Consider the following 19,325-nt stretch of genomic DNA (forward strand, 5'->3'; position numbering starts at 1 on the left):
AATTTCCATTAATTCACCCGTCGATTTTCAGCACACCAAAAATCTTCAACAGTGCGCTGACCGTGACCACGAGCAGCGTAGCGGCGCCGGCAAGCAGAAAAATCTCTTTGGCCGGCATCTGCCGGGACATCCAACCTGAAAGCGCAACCGAAGCAGAAATATTGATGGTTGACACGACCATGAACACACTGGTGGCGCGGCCGCGAATCTCGTCTGGGTACCGTTGCTGCAGCCAGGAAAACCAAGCGATTTCAACGAAACCAGTGCGAGTACCAACAAGGACCAGCAAGCCGATATACAAAAAAAGTGCAAAATTCAGTTCTGGATGAACCGCGCCGATGGCGACGAGAAGGCAAGAAGCTATCGCATCCAGCAGTAGGACCAACGACCACATTTGCTTCGATATGACTGCGCGCAGTAGACCCAATGCGGTCATGCCGAGAAACACGCCGGCAGAATTCGCCGATACCAACAGGCCATAGGCTTGTGCACCCAGTTCAGTGCTTTGTTCTGCTAGCAGCGGTAGCGCGATCCTGACTGGACCGCTAAGCACGAAGGATACGAGCATCCAATAGCAGAGCACGGTCAGCGCCTGGCGATCGGCGAGGAACCACTTGACTGCCGGGATAATATTTAAACGGCTTCCAGTCTTTGCTGTATCGCTGCTGACGGGACGAAATGCCACTTGAAGCATGATTAAGGCGACAAGGGCGAGGCCGAGCCCGTCGATGAGGAAGGCGATGGCGAACGTCGACATATCTGGGGCTGTGTGTGCAACGCCAGTAGCCGTGCTTTCTCCCACCGAGATGCCCAGCAGCACGCCTGCCAGCAGTGGACCCACGAACGCTGCTGCTTGGCGGATGCTGCCAATCACAGAGCTAGCTGCGGGCACCATCGATTTCGGAAGCGCGGCCGCGATCGACGAAAAGCTAGCTGGCACCGAAATACCAAAAACGAGGCCGGTGGAAAATGCGAAAACATCTATCATCCACAGTTCAAGCCGGCCCATAAAAAGCAGGCCACTTAGACCTAACAATAGTATGGCGCAGCTGACATAGGACCATGTAAGAATCCGTTTCGGAGAATATTTATCAACGAGCCCACCGCCAAACAATAGTAGGACGATCTGTGGCGCGCCTGAGATCACCATAACGGTCGCTAGCGCCACGGGGTCGCCAGTCATTTTCAGAACAAGCCATGGTAAAGCTAGCGCAGTAAATTGACTGCCCAGCATGGCAATTGCCGAGCCTATGCAGATCCGGATAAAATTACGATTGCGTAGAAGTCGTGCGTCCTCATTGGGTTTGACCTCTAACGGAGCCATAGAGCTTTTGCCAGTCAGGCAGACTTCGGTCATTGATCCATCACGGACGCCAATGCCCTCATCCGTGGCCATTATTTAATATCCATTACTGCATCCGCCCTAGCGATGGCAGGTGAATGTGTCGGACGCAACAGGCGGCGATCAATTGCGGCACCGATCCGCGGCGCAAATTTTGGATCCAGTAACTCGAAATGGCTGCAATCCGCCTTGATATGTTCGACGGTACCGGCGATACATCCTTCCCAGCCATCCGTGATGAGGCGTCCGATCGAGTCACCGTTAGGTGGGCGTAACGCGGAAACGAGTAACAACTCTCCGTAGAAGGTGCCGCGTGGCGGGAACTTCTTGAACAGTTGGATGTGATTGCGGTAGATATCGATCGACTTGGCGAATAGATCCTGACCAAGGCTGGTAAAAGGACTATTACGAGCACGTAGCAGTGCATAGGCTTCGCTGATGGTTGGCGTGGGCGCGCCGACCGGGAGGACCACACCCTCCATGACAAGAATGTCGGCAAGGAAATCGCTGCAATACTCGCCCTCGTGAGCCTGCGGTAGGAATTCGGTATCGATGATAGACAATAGACCGACTTCGAGGCCGCGATGCTGCATCTCGCACGCAATTTCGAAAGCAAGCAAGCCGCCAAAGGACCAGCCTACCAGGTGATACGGTCCCTTTGGCTGGTAACGAAGGATCTGACCTAGATAGTCGTCGACAATTTCGCTGACACTCTGGGGCATCGGCCCGTCGTATTCGAAATTGCGCGCTTGCAGACCAATGAATGGATGGCGTGGTGACACAAAATGCATAAGGCGCGAAAACGCCCAGCACAGGCCGCTCGCAGGGTGCAGGCAAAAGACCGCAGGCTGGTTCCCACCTTCGCGGAGAGTCAGTACAGAAACAGTCGATATGTCGCTAGCCATATTGAAAATTAGGCGATCGGCGAGGCGTGAGACCGTCGGCGCTTCAAATATGGCTCTAATACCCACATCCACTTCCATTGCCACGCGGATGCGGCTGACTAGCTGTGCTGCGAGAAGTGAGTGGCCGCCGAGCTCGAAGAAGCTATCGTCGATGCCAATAATTTCCAAACCTAGAGTTTCCGCAAACAGCAATGCGAGGATCTGCTCCTGTGGTGTTCGCGGCGCACGGCGGTGAGCGCTGGCGAAGTTCGGTGTCGGTAGGGCCTTGCGGTCCAGTTTGCCGTTGGGCGTAGCCGGCAGGGCAGGCAACACCACGATGGCGGCAGGGATCATGTAGTCGGGCAGGGTGGCCGACAAGGCACGACGCATCGAGACGGGGTCCAGCGTGGCACCTTGCTCGGCCACTGCATAACCCAACAGTTGCGGGTGGCCGGCGTGGTCGGTGCGGGCGCCGGCCACGCTGATCGCAACACCGGGAAGACTGGCGATGGCGCTTTCGATCTCGCCCAGTTCGATGCGAAAGCCGCGGATCTTCACTTGGTGATCTACGCGACCAAGGAACTCCAGATGGCCGTGCGGCGTCCAGCGTACCAGGTCGCCAGTCCGGTAAAGGCGTTTACCGATGTGAAATGGACTGGCGACAAAGCGTTCAGCGGTCAACGACGGACGATGCAGATAGCCGCGTGCCAGGCCCAGGCCGGCAAGATACAACTCGCCGGGCACACCTATGGGCACAGGCCGCAGACCAGCGTCTAGCGCGTACACTTGCGCGTTCGCGAGCGGACGCCCGATGCTCGAGGAGAGCATATTGGCCTCGCCGTCCCAACCGGTAACGTAAACGGTGGATTCTGTGGGGCCGTAGAGGTTGGCGATCCGACAGGTGGGCCACTGGCCGGCAATGCGCTCCGCGAGCGACGGCATGAACGCTTCACCGGCGAGGACGATATCCCGTACGCCGTGCAACGAAACGCCCTGTTCGATCAGTGCGGCCAGGGCAGAGGGCACGGTACTGATCATGCTGCTGGAGAAGGCGTCGGCTGGCTCATGCGCCAGCGCCAGCAGATCGTCGACAATACGAACCGAGCCGCCCATACACAGGGGCGCGAGCAGCTCGAACACCGAGACGTCGAAGCACAAGGAGGTGCTCAGCCACATTCGGGAAAGTCGTTCGCCGAAGTGATCGACTGCCCAGCAAATGAAGTCGCTGAGATTGCCATGGCACACGACCACGCCCTTGGGACGGCCGGTTGAACCCGAGGTGTAAATGATATAGGCCGGATGGCGCGGGTCGGGGAGGGGAAGTGGCTGCATCATGACGACGGACGCGTCGTCGTCTGACGGCCGCAAAATGACGTGGTGAGGTTGGAGAAACGGATGGTCGTCGCGCTCTGACAGCACCAGCGCCGGCCGTGCATCCTCGAGCATAAAGGCGAGACGATCTGGGGGATAGGCAAGATCGAGCGGCAGGTAAGCGGCGCCGCTACGCAGCACTGCCAGGACAGCTACCACCGCATCAAGCGAGCGCGGCAGGGCGATGGCGACGCATCGCTCGGGACCTGCGCCTGCGGCGAACACGCGTTGGGCGAGCCGTTCTACCTGCGCTTCGAGTTCTGCATAGGTGAATGAACGCTCGTCGCAGGTGAGCGCGATCGCAGATGGTGTCCGCAACGCCTGACGCGAGAACAACTGCGGCACCGGCTCGGTGTCCAGAACGCGCGCCGTGTCGTTCCAGGCCTCCAGCAGCAGGCTGCGTTCGTCAGCATCAAGTATGTCCACTGTGCTGACCGCTGCGTCCGGCCGAGCAGAGATGGCATCGAGTATGTGGACCATGCGCGCAGCCAGGTGCTCAACTGTCCGCTTATCGAATAGATCGGCCGCGTATTCCAGCGTTCCGACGATACCCATCGGACCAGCAGCCCCGTACTGTTCGGTCAGGTCCAGACTGAGGTCGAATTTTGCAATTGGCAAGTGAATTTCAGCACGACGCGTCTCCAGGTCGCCGAAGTCTGGATCGGCATCCGGTGCATTCTGCACAGCCAGCATCACTTGGAACAGCGGCTGGTGGCTTAGCGAGCGAGTGGGGTTGATCAGTTCCACCAGGCGCTCAAATGGCAGATCCTGGTGCGCATACGCGGCGAGATCTGCGGTGCGTACTCTCGCCAACAGTTCGCGGAACGTCGGATTGCCGGATAGGTCTGTTCGCAGCACTAAGGTATTGACGAAGAAGCCAACCAGATCGTCGAGGGCATCGTCGGTGCGTCCGGCGACCGGCGTGCCGATCACCACATCGTCGCCGGCGCCGAGCTTGTGCAGCAGGAGGGCGAATGCGGCATGGATGACCATGAACAGGGTAGCGTTCTGTTGTCGTGCCAGCGCCACCAGCTGGGCATGTGTCTGCGCATCCACCACGAATTCGATCACATCGCCGCGGTGGCTCGCCACGGCCGGTCGCGATCGGTCGGTGGGCAGGGTGATCTGTTCGGGAATGCCGTCCAGCGTCCGCTTCCAGAACTCGCCTTGCTGGGCGAGCAGGCTGTTGGCGTCGTTTTCGTCGCCGAGCAGTTCGCGCTGCCATAGCGCGTAGTCGGCATATTGCACGGGCAGCGGGGTCCAATCGGGTGCGCGGCCATCGCGTCGGGCCGCGTAGGCGGCCCCCAGATCGCGTAGTAGCGGCGCAAGGGACCAGCCGTCGCCAGCGATGTGGTGCAGTACCAGCACGAGCACATGTTCATCGGGTGCAAGCTGCAACAGGTGGGCGCGCAACGGCAGATCAGTCGAAAGGTCGAGGCAGCCCTGCAACATCTCGATCACGACAGCATCAAGCTCTCCCTCCAAGGCAGAAACATGAAAGGCGAACGAGGAACTTTCTACAGCGATCTGATAGGGCACGCCATCAAATTCGATCAACAGCGTCCGCAGGATTTCGTGACGATCGACGAGGTCGACCAGTGCTTGTTTCAGCGCATCGTGGTCCAGCACTCCCTGCAGACGCAACGCCAGCGGAATATTGTACGTTCCGCTTACCCCCTCCAACTGCTGGATGAACCATAGCCGCTGCTGCGCGTATGACAGCGGCACCGCGTCCTCCGCTGTGCGCGCGTAGCGCGACAAGGGCAGTCGTGCCGTGCCGGCGTACGCAAGCTGCTGTGCCAGCGTCGCTACCGTCGGCGACTCGAACAGATCACCGATTCCCAGTTCCACGGACAGCGTCGTGCGTATCCGGCTCACTAGACGCGTCGCCAGGAGGGAATGGCCGCCAAGGTCGAAGAAGTTGTCGTCGATGCCCACCGACGACAGGCCCAGTACGTCGCAAAATAGCGCCGCCAGCTGGATCTCTTGTGGCGTTCGCGGCGCTCGCCCGTCGCCCCGACCGAAGTCGGGGGCAGGCAGCGACTTGCGGTCGAGCTTGCCATTGGGTGTCAACGGCATCGCCGTCAGCGGCATGATCACCGACGGCACCATATAATCTGGTAGCACCTGCGCCAGCGTGCGGCGCAGTGTGACTGTCAAGGTGCGCAGCCCGCTATCAGCATCGGGGTTGTTGGCGTAATGCGCCGGTGCCTGCAGTTCGCCCGGCGCTAGCAGGTCCACTGGACGCCGGCTAGCGCGATCGCGCTCGTCCACCAGTACCAGATCGAATGCACCGTCGTCCGCCGACGCGCTCCACATCGCCGCCGCCCAATAGCCCATCGACTCGGCCAAGGTGCACAGCGCTTCGGGTTCCAGCCCGTCGTCGGCCAATGCCGCAGCACTGTGCCGCGCTTGCGCCACCTCGCCGCGCTGCAGCTGTTGCACTGCGCGTGAAGCGTTCAACAGACGCCGATTCGGCACATGGCCTATCCGCAGCCGGGCAGGGCGTGTTTGGCTCAAAAGTGCCTGCAGTTCATCGGCGTTCGTGACGGCGTCACCCCAGGCCAGCATGGGCACCCCCGACGCGCTCAGCAGTTCGGCGCCCTGTTTGTGCAACACCACCTCGTAGCGGTAAGCGCTCAGCTCATTATGCGACCAGCCGCGCTTGAGCAGCACTTCGAGTCCGGCAGCCTCGGGCAACCGCTGTGTTACCGCGACAAAAAACCTTGGGTCCAGCAGCAATTCTTTTTCCGTCGCCAGCGACTGCGAGACGCGGGTACGCAACGCCGCCGCATCTTCATTCGCATCAGCCTGGTGCAGCGCCAGCGCGGTTGCAAACTGACGCAGATGTCGGAGGCTACGCACATCGCCGATCACCAGCCGGCCGCCGGGCACCAACAACGTCATCGCCTGCGCGATCACCTCGGCCAGATAGTCGGCACTGGGGAAGTACTGCACCACCGAGTTGATCAGGATGGTGTCGAAATAATTGGCCGGTAGTGCCGCGATCTCGTGCGCCGCAAGTGATCGTAGTTCGACCTTCGGCGCAATCTCCGGGTACGTGCCCAGCATCGCGCGTAAAGCATCGATTGCCGGGACAGAGAAGTCGATGCCCCAGTAGGCTTCGCAGTGCGAGACGAGCTTCCAGAGCATCAGGCCCGAGCCGACGCCGATCTCCAGTATGCGACGTGGACGCTGCTGCATCACCAGCGACACCGCCGCTGCCTGCCACTCGCGCATCTCCGGCAAGGGAATCGGCGCGCCATCGAAACTGCTGGCAAACGCGCTGAAGTCTTCGTCGTGCGGAAGATCGATATTGCTGTCGTACAGGCGATCGTACACTGCCTGCCACTCGCCGACCTGGACGTGTTCGCGACCGATGTCGCGATCATCGGCCTTAGCGCCAGGCACGACATACCCGACAAGCCGCTTGTGCCCCTGCGCATCCTCGTGCGCCACCACGGCCGCCTGCGATACGCCCGGCTGGCGCGACAGGCACGCCTCGATCTCGCCCAACTCGATCCGAAAGCCGCGCAGCTTCACCTGGTGGTCCACTCGCCCCAGGAACTCGAGTTCACCATCCGCCACCCGCCGCACCAGATCCCCGGTGCGGTACATCCGCTCGCCGGCCTCGAACGGGTTGGCCACGAACCGCTCTGCCGTTAACGATGGACGACGCCAATATCCGCGCGCCAGCCCCTCACCACCCAGATATAACTCGCCCGTTATCCCGGCAGGCACCGGCTGCAGACCGTCATCCAGCACGTACACGCCGGTATTGGCGATCGCCTCGCCCAGCCGAATCGGACCGTCGCCCACCTGGTCGCACAGTGACCAGACTGTAGTCTCGGTCGGACCGTACATGTTCCACAAGGCGCCACCGCCGCGCAGGTATGCCGCCAGTGCTGGCGGCAGCGCCTCGCCGCCGCACAGCATCCGCATCCCCGCCGCCGGCGTCCAGCCCGCTTCGCGTAGCAATTGCCAGGTCGCTGGCGTGGCCTGCATCACCTCCGGCGCGGTTGCTTCCAAGAGCGCGCGCAGACGCTGACCATCAGTGCTCACCGAGCGCGGCACAATCCGCACCCGGCCTCCCACCATCAGCGGCAGATACAGTTCCAGTACCGCAATGTCGAAGGAGATCGGTGTGCACGCCATGAGCGTCTCGCCTGCGCCCATGCCAGGGCGTTGCGCCATGCTGTGCAGGAAATTGAGCACACCGCCGTGGCGCACGCTCACGCCCTTCGGGCGGCCGGTCGAGCCAGAGGTGTAAATCACGTAGGCCGGATGCTCTGGCGACAGCGCGACCTGCAGATCGGCCACAGACTGCAGCGAGAGGTCCAATTGGTCCAGGCACCATACTGCGGCCGGATCGGGGAGGGCGGCCAGCATCTGACTGTGGCCAAGGATCACCGCCGGCTGCGCATCCTCGATCATGTAAGCCACGCGCTCGGCAGGATAGTCCAGATCGAGCGGCAGGTAGGCGCCACCAGACTTGAGCACCGCCAGCAGAGCAACCAGCATCTGCAGCGAGCGTGGCAGGGCCACGGCGACGATCTGTTCGGTGCCGATACCGGCCTCGCGCAACGCGTGGGCAAGGCGGTTGGCCTGGGCATTGAGTTCGGCGTAGGTCAACGACTCATCGCCAAACAGTGCCGCTAGCGCATCAGGCGTCAGACCCGACTGGGCTTCGAAGAGGGCAGCCATCGATACGATTGGGGTCGTATTCGCATGGCAATCAAATAGCTGAAGATTCGACAAGGGAGGTGATGTATCCATACGTTAAACCCTGAGATAACATCACCCGTCCGGATACTATTGCAGACGCCTCTGGTCAAGAATCCATCGCTTCGATGAGGCTTTTTGGCCTCATATCCACCCAATGCGTTTCGATATAATCAAGGCAAGCTTGGCGGCTGTCCTTGCCATGAACTACGATCCAGCCAGCGGGCACATCAGCGAACGCTGGCCATAATGAATGTTGATTCTCTTCATTTACAAGAACATAATAATCAGCATCATCATCCTCGAATGGATTGGTCATGATTTTAATCTCCCAATTAATTTGGCAAAATTTTTAGAGCGGTCTCGATTTTTTAAAATGCCGGATCAACCCTCAATCTTTCTCAAAACCACCTCAAATCTCGAAAAAGTGGATTTTCCGACAATACTCAGATTGGCTCGATCAGGCTCGGTGATGCTAAGAGTAACCTCGGCTTCTGTCTTGGCACGTGCACTATATACACCGTTGCCTTTGACCGAGAGTGCGATACTTTGCGCGCCAATTGCCGGCTGAAGCTCAGGCGGAAGTGTAAGTTCACACCCGCCGTCAGAGCGCTCCTTGATCGATGCCGTTGCGGTGGACGTTCCCGAGGGAGAAGGCACCCCCTCGAGAGACCAACGGCCGGCAATAGAAGCGGCGTTTGCATTGAACATGAATCCTCCAAGCATGAAAAGAATGACGCAATACAGAATGCGCCTGGAAATCTGCCTAGAGGGGGGGGAGCGAAGATGTGATGCGTCCATAATAATTTTGCAATCCAAAAGTAAGGATCAGAAAAATCGAGGAGCCTGCATCTATGACTAGAACAACTTTTTCATTTTGTCCAACTTGTGGCTTTGCACACGCAAGGCTAGGATTACCCCAAAAGACCTAGAGGCCACACTGAAAGTTTTAAAGGAACAACCATCCGCTGTCAACACATTTTCACAGCATACGCCTAGCAGATGTGCGAATAATGATCGACGCCACACTAACCAGCACAAGTGACTGATTTTATTAATTTATTTTACAGTTTCAGCTATTGAGTGTGTCCGAATCCGGTCATGACGTCCGATCTCGTACACACCAATCTAAAGATGCGCCGATGTCTGCAATCATTGCACTAACTCGTCAGAGTACGATGCATGAGCTTGGCAATAGCCTCCACATTCTCGTGCAGGAAGAAATGCCCTCCCTGCATAGACAGAATGCGCACCTTACCACCAGTGCATCTGTGCCATCCCTGAAGATCCACTAGTGAAACTTCCGGATCGGCATCACCTCCCATTATAGTAATCGGGACCATTAAGGGAACTCGATCAGGCATCCAAACATAGTCTTCGCAGGCAGCAATATCGGCTCTTAGTATTGGCAGCAGTAGAGCCATGAGTTCGTTGTTTGCAAGCACTTCTGGTGGTGTTCCACCGAGCTGTCTCAGGCGCTCGATTAGAAGCTGGTCATCTGCAAGATGGTATTGATCTCGTCGCCGCGGGCAATGCGGCGGTAGCCGTCCTGAGACAAATAGATGGCGAGGCGCTGCAAGTCGACTGGCAACCAAGGAGCGGCTCAACTCATAGCCGAGCAGACCACCCATGCTGTGGCCCCAGATTGAGAAGTCGCCCTGAAGTTGCACGGAAAGTTCTGAGCGCAGCCATGCTACCAGTCCATCGATGCTGGGAATCGCAGGTTCGTACAAGCGAGAACCACGACCTGGAAATACAGGGCAGATGACGTCGATATGAGCTGTTAGCGCTGTCGCCCATGCTTGGAAGATGTGCTGACTACCACCTGCATATGGCAGGCAGATCAGGCGTGGACGGGATTGCGAATCACGCATGCGTAAATCCATATCAGTGCCTTCGTCGACGTCCTAGTCTACGCCGCTAGGAGGGCAAGGTAGCACTACTGCGGATGCTTCCAGCATCGGCCAGGTATGCTCCGCAGTCATCGTCGATTCGTCTGAAGATTGTTCCGTACCTAGCGCGCAACTCCGACGCCAGGTATGACCAAAGTTGGCGCACGTCTTAGGCGTCCACGAGCATATCCCTGATCCTTCCTGGCTCACCGGCTATGAAAACGGGCCACTGACAGGACGGGTGGCCACTCACAGAAAATCTGAGCGATAGGCTGTCACGGCTTACGTACAACCGGAAATACCATGCGACTGCAGAAGATCAGCGATAATCCCCTAGGGCTTCTGCATGATTGGATACAGATTTGCTCAAAAGCATACAGATTAGGTGCCTGGGGAATACAGATTTACTCTCCACGGACATTGCGACGGCGTGAACAGCTTGCGCAACCTGGCCAGCCGAGGGAATAACATAAGATACATTATGCGAAATTGGAAGTGCACGATACCGACGCGCATGCGCTGGCTCTGGCTTACTGACGAAGCAGGTAAATCTTCTACCACGCGCCATGTAACTGTGCTGATTCTTCGGTTGTCTACCGAGGATGACGTTTGACATTGTCGTTGGCTCTGTAGGCGCCGAGCTTGCTGCAGGAGCGCCGTTTTGCGCGTTCTGCGCGGTCGCTTTAAATGTGTCACCGACATCACCGAGATCAAAACCGTTCAACGCAAGCTGCATCTGTGCATCGTGCTAGACCTGTTCGATCAGCTTGTATTGGGCTGGTTGATGCACCATCGTCAGGACTGGAAGTTCGTAGCGGCGAATACCAGCGGCATCTGGTAGCCAAAAGTCTGCTGTGTTCGATGAGCGCAGTGAGGCACTGCGGCGACAATGCGGCGTGCGAAAGCTTCTTCGGTCTGTTCAAGCGAGAGTATGTCTATCGATCAAAGATACTCGACGCTGGAAGCGGCAAGAGCCGATGTGTTCGAATACATTGATCGGCGGCACAACCCGAGGATACCGCGGAGGGTCGCCAAGCAGAACAGCAAGTTCAAAGCTCTTTTACAACGGCCCGTGATTTCGGGGTGGAACCCTAACTAGCGCTGCTCGAGAATGTACCGAAGTTCGTCAGTGATCCTTTGATCTAGCAACTCACCTAACGCATCATATTGCTGCTCGACCAGCGCCATATCAAACCGGCTCTCAAGAAGTGCCAAGGCCAGGATCCCCGTAGGCCCATTGTAGAGGCCTTGGGCCGCCAGTCCTGAAAGGACCAGAAGGTAAAGTTTGGGGAAAAAGCCGTCAAGCTCTCTTAGGTGCTCTCGTGCCGTGACACAGCTACCGACCAAACGTTGAGCAGCTACCGGGTAGCCATCTCTTTCATCAACGCGCCATGCTTCTAGCGTGTTGATTCGGAACGGTACACAGCTGGCCAATAGAAGTAGCATTGTACCCAGCCTCTTAAGTGCGCTCTGTGCTTCCGGATCATCCGCCGCTTGGTCATAAGCAAATGCCTCAACTATCCGGAGGCATGCGCCAATTGCATGTCCATCAGCAGAAATCTCCTCTGATTGAGGGTCGGCAGGGAATCGTTACGTACAGGGCCAAAAACCACCTAAGCGATTGAAACACAATGATAAAGGCTTTGTCCCGATAGCGGATCTCCCCGTCTATGGGGCCTGTTCAAGGACTTTCGCTGTATAGCTCAGCGGCGCCACTTCCCTATCAAGGTCGAGATGGTAGTCGCCGAAACGATTGATGTGGCTGGTCCGATACGGCGACAGGCCGGCCAGGATCTCGGGCGTCAGTTCAATCCCCTCCTTCCGCATCTCAGCCAAGGTCCGGCTCATGCCCTCCACGTTGTGGAGGATGATCATGTTCGCGACCAGCTGGCTGTACTTGATGATCTTGCGCTGCTCGTGTTGGACGTTCTCAGCAATGATCCCCTGGCTGCCAAAGAACACCCATTTTACGAAGCCGTTGTACTCCTCGCTCTTGTTGGTCGCAGCATGGATCGTTTTCCGAATCTCGTTGTCATCGATGTAGCGCAGCAAGAACAGCGTTCGGACGGCCTTGCCAAGTTCCCGGAAGGCGAAGTACAGCTTGTTCTTCCGGCTGTAGGTGCCCAGCCGGCGCAGGATCGAGGACGCGGTGATTTTCCCCAATCGGATTGAGATCACCACCCGCAGCATGTCGTGGAGATGGGTCGCGATCAGTTGCCAGTCGATGCTGTCTCCGAACAGTGCCTGGATGTTCTTATAGGTCCTGCCAGGTTCGGGCCGAAAGAAAGTCAGATCCTTGATGTTTCGTATCCTGGGCATCAGCTGGATGCCCAGCATGTGGGCCAAACCGAAGACCGGGTAGCTCTGTGCCTGCGTGTCGCCATGGACGATCTCAGGCTGGATGTCGGACGTGTTGGCCAGCAGGCCATCGAGGATGTAGATGCCCTCGTGCACGCCACAGGGAATGAAGTGGCTGAACAGCGCCACATATTTGTCGGACACATGGTAGTAGCCGATGCCGCCGTAGCCGCCATAGCGGATGTGGTACTCCGACAACAGGTTGTCCTCGTAGACGCTCCATTTGGTGCCATCTGCTGAGGCGCTTTTCCCGCTGCCCCAATAGCCCGGCAGGTCGAATTTGTTGTAGGTATTGATGACCTCCACGATGGCCTTCTCAAGCACATCCTCGGTCACGTATTTCAGGTTCAGCCAAGCAACCTGGCGCCGGCTGAAGCCCTTGATCGACCGCGCCGTCTGCGTCGGACCCAAGTTGCAGCCATAGCAAAATAGTGTGGTGATCACACGTCGGGGCAGATCTTCGACTTGGCTCCCGGTGCCGGCGATCGGGTGGAAAAAACGGTGCAGATCCAACCATTGGCTGGCATCGATCAGCACATCGACGATGCTGGACTCTGGAAGCCGTTCGGCGATGAGGCGATCCACGGTGGTAATCGCGCTGGAGACTTCGGCGCGTTGCCCCTTCCGCAGCACCAAGCGCCCATCCAGGATGTCCGCATGCACGTTCTCCGGGAAACGCGCGTCGACCTCATCGGCCAAGGCGGTCAATTGTGCGCGCAACCCCGCCGCGAAAGACTCGGCGTCGGTGGGCAGGCCTGACACCTGGCCATAGGCTTCCAGTTCCTGCGCCAAGGTGGCCTCATCGACCAGCTGCTCGCGGTAATCATCAAAGCGCTCGCTGCTGGGAATGAAGAGATCTCCGGATTTCAGCTCGTCTTTGACCTGCACCAGCACGGCCAGCTCAAAGTACTTCCGGTGCATCCAGCCGGCGCCGGCCGCGCTGGCCCGCTTGCCGAACACGTGCTGACGCCAGAGCTTGGACATCCAGTCGAAGTCCTTTTCTGGGTCCAAACCGAGGGAAGCGACCTCGATCAGCTCACGACGCTGGTTGCGCAGCGAGAGCACGGCTGCGATCAACGGCTCCATGCCGGCATCGTGGCTGGTCGCCCGCAAGTTCATCAGCTCCAGCCCATTGAACAGCAGCGGCCTGACCACGCCATAGGGCTGCAGCATGAAAGGCAGGTAGTTCTTGCCGGCGTAGGCCATATGTTCTTCGCATTCGGCCAGCAAGGTCGACACTTCCGCTTCCAGGCTGTTGTCGATGGCATCCACGCGCTGACTATCGCTGCCGTCGAGCTGATAGGCCTGCAGGATCTCCTTGAGCTGGCCGATGAGGAAGTCGGCCCGCTTGGCATGTTCGAGCTGGTATGCCAGCAGCTTCTGCTGGGCCGTGTTCTCCAGCCCGCGCACCTGCTTGATGAACAACTCGGCGGCATCATCCAGCGTCTTGGCGTGCTGGGCGCGAATGAAGATGGTGGCCAGCGCATAGCGCTTGTCCTCAGCCAATTCGGCCAGTTCGCTGGCGTCATAGGCCCGAGCCATTGCACGGAATTGCTTGAGCTTGGGCACCGGCACATCGATAGGAGGCAGTTGGTCAGCCAACTGCTGCAGCATGCGGATGTGCTGCAGATAAAAACGAACTTCCTTGTTGGTCGGCCGGCCAGGCTCGCGCTTGAGCGATTGCCAGCCAGTAAATCTGGAGCCTTCCGGTGCGCGCAGCAATTCGTCAATGAGCGCGCGCGTGGCAGGCGTCAGTGCGTGACTGATGCTGCGGTAGTACCCCAAATTGACCCGCTCGCGTGCGCCAATGGCGGCCAGCTCCAGGGTGCGGAAGCCTGGCAGTTCGTAGCGGTGGTGCACCAGCTCTTCGAGCAGGACGTTCACGATGTCCGGGATAGTGTGTTTGGTCTGTGCTGCTCCGGTGGCCACTGTGTCCAGCCAAGACAACCCAGCTTTGTCCAAGGGACGCACCCCAATGAACTGCCGCAGCTGCGGCATATGCCGGCGCTGGCTGCCGGAGGCGTCATAGCGTTCGAGCTGGTCGGTGTCCAATACGCGCCCGAGTCGGGCGGCCTTGGCGATGTGCTTCCGGATCCGCTCGGGCACTTCGGCCAACACTGTGAAGTAACCCAAGCGCTGGAAGAGCTTGAGATGGATCAGCACCGCCAGTTGCGGACCCGGCTGGGTGGTCAGCTGCTTGGCGAATGCAATCTCAGCGGCGGTGGGGGTATAGATCTCCTCCAGTTCCTTGGCGGTGGGATCAGGCTTCAGTCGCGGGTAGGCGGTCTCGTGAAGGGTAGCCATTGGATCCGAAGGTTATGAGGGGATCAATCCCAATGCCGGCCGTCGTCTGTATTGAGAGACGCTTCCAGGAAACACTGGTGCGTATCGGCCATGCGGTGCATGTCATCGAGCAACGTGGCCAGGATTTCATCCAGATCCCGATCGGGATCGGTGGGAACAGCTAACCGGTACTCGCTGCTGGCGGTGTTCAGACGCACAGCCTGGAACGGAGCCAAGCAGATATCTTCAATCCGGCCCCGGGCCTTGGCCGCGCCGCGGCCCGCGCGGGCAAACGGGGTCAGCACCATGCGCAGACGGAGCTGCAGCGCAGATTTACTCTCGGGTGCCGGCAGTGCCATCGCCGGTACCGGCGCGGTTGGACTGGGTAGGCTCGCTTCAATGCGGTCCCGGGCAAACGGGTCACGCCCATTCAGGTAGCGCATGGCCGACTGCACATCGCGCCAGCCCACGTACTCCATCAACGCCTTCATGTCCCAGCCTTGGTCGTTGGCCCAGCTGGCAAAGCCTCGACGCAGCGAATGGCTACTGTGGAGCCCCGCATCGGCAAAACCGGCACTGGCCAGCAACTCGCGCAGCAGGCGCACCAAACTGTTGGGATGGAGCCCTTCAGCGCTGACCTGGCCCCATTGGTTGACCGCCCGAAACACCGGCCCTTCTTGCAAGTCAGCCGCCTGCAGCCACGCTTGGGTCGCCTCCACCGGACACAGCCGCGATAACGCCGGCACCTTATAGGTGACGCCGGCCGCCTGCCGATCGCCCTTGCTGCGCGGCAGGAAGCAGGTCATCCCCTGTCCCGGCACTAGCGTGAGGTGGGCCACTTCCAGACGCAGCAGTTCATCGCCACGGAAACCTCGCCAGAATCCGAGCAGCACCAGCGCTCGGTCGCGTTGATGGCGCAGCGCCGCCGCTCCGTCGCCGCGGGCATGCGCCGCAGCAATCGCTGCAGCCAACCAGTCATCGAGCTCGACCAGCCGCCGAATCTGGAGCGGCGCGGCTTGCTTGACCTGCCCGGGGTGCAGGGTCTGGATGCCTTTGAGCACCTTGCGCACCAGCGGCGACCGGGTGGGATCGACAAATCCGTGGTCGCGGTGCCAAGAGGCGATGGCGGCCAGGCGCTGGCGAAGGGTGCTGGTGGCCAGGGTCTGCGCATACGCGGCCAGGTATCGGGCCACGCTGTCAGGTGTCGCTGGGAGGTGGCCTTGCCACTCGACTTCAAAGTGCCGCAGCGCCGACGCATAGCTGCGCACCGTGTTCTGGCGCGTGGCCGCATCGAGGTAGCGGTCCAGTTCGGTCACTGGCGCGTGGCCTCCACAGCGACCGGCTGCCGCAGGGTCGACAGAATGGTGCATTCCGCCCGCTGCCCGCCGTGGCAACTGGCAATCACCCGTTCCAACTCGCTGGCCATGCGCTGCAGGTCGGCCATGCGCGCCCGCACGTCCGTCAGATGGCTGCGTGCCAGCCGATCCACGTCGCCGCACGAAAGCTCCTCATCGCCGGCCAGCTGCAGCAGGCTGCGGACCTCCTCCAGGCTGAAGCCTAGGTCCCGGCCGCGCGCAATGAAGCGCAGCCGCTCGATGTCGGCCGGGCCATAGACCCGGTAGCCATTGCCCGAGCGCCCCGGGCGCGGCAGCAGGCCGATCCGCTCGTAATAGCGGATCGTCTCCAGGTGGCATCCACTGGCGTCGGCAGCCTCACTGATTTTCATTCGTAGTACACTTGACTCCGTAGTAGCTACGGACTTTACGCTGAGCTCGTATTCGCCGCCACTCCGGCCGCGCCGCTGCGTGTGACGACCATGCCACTGCCCATCTCCTTGATTCGCTACTGCCTGATTGCCTTGCTGATCGGCTGGGTTCTGCCCGCTTCCGCTCAGGCGGAGCCTCCCACAGCAGACCTGCGCCAAACGTGGCAGATGCTCGATTACATCGCGGTCGACTACCCCGGCGCGGTCCAGGCCGGCCGCGTTATTGCCCCCAGCGAATACGCCGAAATGAGCGAGTTTGCTGGCGCCGTCCGCAGTCAGCTGGCGGCATTGCCCGGTGGCCCGAACCAGCAGGAGCTGACGGCCCAGGCCGACCGCCTAGTCCAGGCGGTGGCAGAGAAGGCCGACCCTGCGCAGGTAGCAACGTTGGCGCGCGGGCTCGGCACGGCGCTGTTGGCCCACTACCCGATCGGCGCGGTTCCGGCGAGCCCGCCGAAAACCTCCCAGGCCGCGTCCATCTACAGCCAGCAGTGCGCGGCCTGTCACGGCCCCACAGGTCACGGTGATGGCCCCGCCGCGCAAGCGTTAAGTCCGCCGCCGATCGCGTTCACCGATGCCACTCGCGCCGCGCAGCGCACCCCGCTGTCGTTGTACGAGGTCATTTCCCAGGGTGTGCCGGGTACCGGCATGGTCAGCTTCTCTGGGCTGTCAGAAAGTGATCGCTGGGCGTTGGCATTCTATGTGGGCAGCTTGGGGTACTCCTCGCAAGCCAAGGCTCAAGGTGAGGCGTTATGGCGCACCAGTACGGAGGCCCATGCACGCATTCCCACCCTCGAATCGCTGACGCGCACGCGGGAAGCCGATCTTGCCACCACGATGCCCGCTGATCAGGCAAACGCGATCATCGCCTACCTGCGTTCGCAGCCACAGGCTGTCAACGAAGCGGTACCAGGAGCCGATCGCTTTGCGGTGGCGCGGCAGCAACTGGCCGCCAGCCAGCGCGCTTACGCTGTTGAGGACCTGGCTCAAGCCAAAAAGCTTGCGCTCTCGTCCTATCTGGATGGAGTAGAGCCGCTTGAGCCCACGCTGGCCACGCGCAATCCGTCATTGCTGCGAGAGATCGAAACGGCCATGGCAGGCTACCGCGCGCAGCTGGACCAGCATGCGCCCGCGGCTGACGTTGCCGGGCAGGCAGCGCAAATTGCCCAGCTGTTTGATCGGGCGGACTTGGCGCTGCAGGACACCCGAATAGGCGCCAGCACCGCATTTCTGGGCAGCTTTACCATCCTGGTACGCGAAGGACTGGAGGCGCTGTTGATCGTGATTGGCATCGTGGCGTTCTTGCGTAAAGCCGAGCGGTCTGATGTGTTGCCGTATGTGCATGCGGGTTGGATTTGCGCGTTGTTGGCAGGTGCAGCTACCTGGGCAGTGGCCACTTACTTTGTTGATATCAGCGGTGCGAACCGGGAAGTCACTGAGGGCGTCTCGGCATTGTTCGCTGCCGCTGTCCTGCTCAGCGTAGGCATCTGGATGCACCAAAAGAGCCTTGCAGGACGGTGGCAGGAGTACCTGCACGCCAAGCTGACGACCGCGCTGACACGGCGCTCGGCTGTTTTTCTGTTCATGCTGGCCTTTGTCGCGGTGTACCGCGAGGTGTTTGAGACGATCTTGTTCTACATCGCGATGTGGAGCGACCAGGCGTCCACCGCCATCCTCGCAGGCCTGGTGGCGGGAATCGCGGTGTTGGCCGCGGTGGCGTACTCGATGCTGCGCATGAGCAGGCGACTGCCGATTAGCCGGTTCTTTTCGATCAGCTCGATTCTCATCGCGGTGATGGCGGTCATCCTGATCGGTAAAGGCGTGGCCGCGTTGCAGGAAGCCGGCTGGATCTCTCAAACACCGCTCGCGTTGCCGCGCATCGAATGGATCGGCCTGTATCCCACCTGGCAGTCGCTGCTGGCGCAGGTATTGGTAGGCACCGCCGCCATCGTGGGGTTCCTCGCCAATGCTCGTTCCGGTGTGCGTAGACAGCCAGGCGCAAACGAGCAATGAAACAACACAGCAGAGGACCAGGACATGAGTGATTGCGGGTGCCACCACGAGGCCAAGAACAAGGAGGAGCGGCGCATCCTCTGGATCGCCTTGGTGCTGAATGCAGCGATGGCCGTGATCGGCGGCATTGCCGGCTGGATTGCCCATTCCACCGGGCTGCTGGCCGACGCGCTGGACATGCTGTCTGACGCCACCGCCTATGCCATTGGCCTGGTCGCTATCGGGCGCACGGCGCGGTTCAAGGCCAACGCCGCGTGGGTCAGTGGCAGCGTGCTGCTGGTGCTGGGCGTAGGCGTGCTGGTCGAAGTCGGCCGCCGGGTGATGTACGGCGCCGAGCCGGTCAGCGGTTGGATGATAGGTACCGCTCTGGTCTCGCTGGCGGTGAATCTGAAAGTGCTCCGTATGCTCGCCCCATTGAAGTCCGGCGAAGTTCATCTGCGAGCGACCTGGCTGTTCACCCGAGCCGATGTGGTGGCCAACGTTGGGGTGATTCTGGCCGGCCTGTTGGTGTGGTGGCTGGCCAGCCCGTACCCGGATTTTGTGATCGGCGCCCTAATCGGCCTATACGTGATCAAGGAAGCCTTCGAAATCTTGGGCGACGCGCGCCGGGCTCGAGCCGACGCGCGCAACTTACCCGCGTGACAGCACTTGGCCGGCTAAGCAATGCCTACGCGGGCTACAGGTGGCACACCTGACGG

11 protein-coding genes and 1 pseudogene are annotated in these 19,325 nt (G+C 60.0%); 3 read left to right on the forward strand and 9 right to left on the reverse strand.

The window, feature by feature from the left end; translation table 11 throughout:
* Window positions 1-13: 13 nt before the first annotated feature.
* From PG878_RS10370 to PG878_RS10390, 5 genes are all read right to left on the reverse strand, one after another.
* Window positions 14-1,396, reverse strand: a complete 1,383-nt coding sequence (locus PG878_RS10370; protein WP_209032665.1) for an MFS transporter — start codon at window positions 1,394-1,396, stop codon at window positions 14-16.
* Complete coding sequence (locus tag PG878_RS10375) at window positions 1,396-8,355, reverse strand: non-ribosomal peptide synthetase (RefSeq protein ID WP_311186043.1); 6,960 nt, start codon at window positions 8,353-8,355, stop codon at window positions 1,396-1,398. Before PG878_RS10375 ends, PG878_RS10370 begins: the two co-directional genes overlap by 1 nt.
* Before the next feature lie 73 nt (window positions 8,356-8,428).
* Complete coding sequence (locus PG878_RS10380) at window positions 8,429-8,638, reverse strand: MbtH family protein (protein WP_244663850.1); 210 nt, start codon at window positions 8,636-8,638, stop codon at window positions 8,429-8,431.
* Window positions 8,639-8,703: 65 nt separating this feature from the next.
* Window positions 8,704-9,030: a hypothetical protein gene (locus PG878_RS10385; RefSeq protein ID WP_209029312.1), complete on the reverse strand. Its 327-nt coding sequence runs from the start codon at window positions 9,028-9,030 to the stop codon at window positions 8,704-8,706.
* Between the two features lie 449 nt (window positions 9,031-9,479).
* Window positions 9,480-10,193, reverse strand: a complete 714-nt coding sequence (locus PG878_RS10390; RefSeq protein WP_209029311.1) for a thioesterase II family protein — start codon at window positions 10,191-10,193, stop codon at window positions 9,480-9,482.
* Between the two features lie 703 nt (window positions 10,194-10,896).
* Between PG878_RS10390 and PG878_RS10395 the strand changes: the two are divergent.
* Window positions 10,897-11,310: pseudogene (locus PG878_RS10395) on the forward strand (IS3 family transposase); the annotation flags it as partial.
* Here the strand turns inward: PG878_RS10395 and PG878_RS10400 are convergent.
* From PG878_RS10400 to PG878_RS10415, 4 genes are all read right to left on the reverse strand, one after another.
* Window positions 11,307-11,657 carry a hypothetical protein gene (locus PG878_RS10400; RefSeq protein ID WP_209029310.1) on the reverse strand — a complete coding sequence of 117 codons (351 nt, stop codon included), beginning with the start codon at window positions 11,655-11,657 and terminating at the stop codon, window positions 11,307-11,309. The pseudogene PG878_RS10395 and the gene PG878_RS10400 overlap by 4 nt on opposite strands.
* A gap of 222 nt (window positions 11,658-11,879) precedes the next feature.
* Window positions 11,880-14,873 (reverse strand): Tn3 family transposase, encoded by a 2,994-nt coding sequence (locus PG878_RS10405; RefSeq protein WP_046936733.1) that lies wholly within the window; start codon window positions 14,871-14,873, stop codon window positions 11,880-11,882.
* 23 nt (window positions 14,874-14,896) lie between these two features.
* Complete coding sequence (locus PG878_RS10410; protein WP_017160758.1) at window positions 14,897-16,168, reverse strand: site-specific integrase; 1,272 nt, start codon at window positions 16,166-16,168, stop codon at window positions 14,897-14,899.
* The gene (locus PG878_RS10415) at window positions 16,165-16,578 is read right to left on the reverse strand and encodes a MerR family transcriptional regulator (protein ID WP_017160757.1); all 414 of its coding nucleotides are present in this window, start codon (window positions 16,576-16,578) and stop codon (window positions 16,165-16,167) included. Before PG878_RS10415 ends, PG878_RS10410 begins: the two co-directional genes overlap by 4 nt.
* Before the next feature lie 90 nt (window positions 16,579-16,668).
* Between PG878_RS10415 and PG878_RS10420 the strand changes: the two genes are divergently transcribed.
* Both PG878_RS10420 and PG878_RS10425 read left to right on the forward strand, forming a co-directional pair.
* Window positions 16,669-18,627: a cytochrome c/FTR1 family iron permease gene (locus PG878_RS10420; RefSeq protein ID WP_017160756.1), complete on the forward strand. Its 1,959-nt coding sequence runs from the start codon at window positions 16,669-16,671 to the stop codon at window positions 18,625-18,627.
* Between the two features lie 24 nt (window positions 18,628-18,651).
* Entirely contained in the window at window positions 18,652-19,269 is a 618-nt protein-coding gene (locus tag PG878_RS10425; protein WP_209029309.1) for a cation efflux transmembrane domain-containing protein, read from the forward strand.
* Window positions 19,270-19,325: the final 56 nt, after the last annotated feature.

Origin of the sequence: Xanthomonas hawaiiensis (assembly GCF_031834635.1) — a bacterium.
In the GTDB taxonomy this organism is placed as follows: domain Bacteria; phylum Pseudomonadota; class Gammaproteobacteria; order Xanthomonadales; family Xanthomonadaceae; genus Xanthomonas_A; species Xanthomonas_A sacchari.

Coding starts and splice junctions, on each gene's coding strand:
- PG878_RS10370 (WP_209032665.1), bottom strand. CDS start 1,396: ATGGCCACGGATGAGGGCATTGGCGTCCGTGATGGATCAATGACCGAA.
- PG878_RS10380 (WP_244663850.1), bottom strand. CDS start 8,638: ATGACCAATCCATTCGAGGATGATGATGCTGATTATTATGTTCTTGTA.
- PG878_RS10385 (WP_209029312.1), bottom strand. CDS start 9,030: ATGTTCAATGCAAACGCCGCTTCTATTGCCGGCCGTTGGTCTCTCGAG.
- PG878_RS10390 (WP_209029311.1), bottom strand. CDS start 10,193: ATGCGTGATTCGCAATCCCGTCCACGCCTGATCTGCCTGCCATATGCA.
- PG878_RS10400 (WP_209029310.1), bottom strand. CDS start 11,657: ATGCTACTTCTATTGGCCAGCTGTGTACCGTTCCGAATCAACACGCTA.
- PG878_RS10405 (WP_046936733.1), bottom strand. CDS start 14,873: ATGGCTACCCTTCACGAGACCGCCTACCCGCGACTGAAGCCTGATCCC.
- PG878_RS10415 (WP_017160757.1), bottom strand. CDS start 16,578: ATGAAAATCAGTGAGGCTGCCGACGCCAGTGGATGCCACCTGGAGACG.
- PG878_RS10420 (WP_017160756.1), top strand. CDS start 16,669: ATGCCACTGCCCATCTCCTTGATTCGCTACTGCCTGATTGCCTTGCTG.
- PG878_RS10425 (WP_209029309.1), top strand. CDS start 18,652: ATGAGTGATTGCGGGTGCCACCACGAGGCCAAGAACAAGGAGGAGCGG.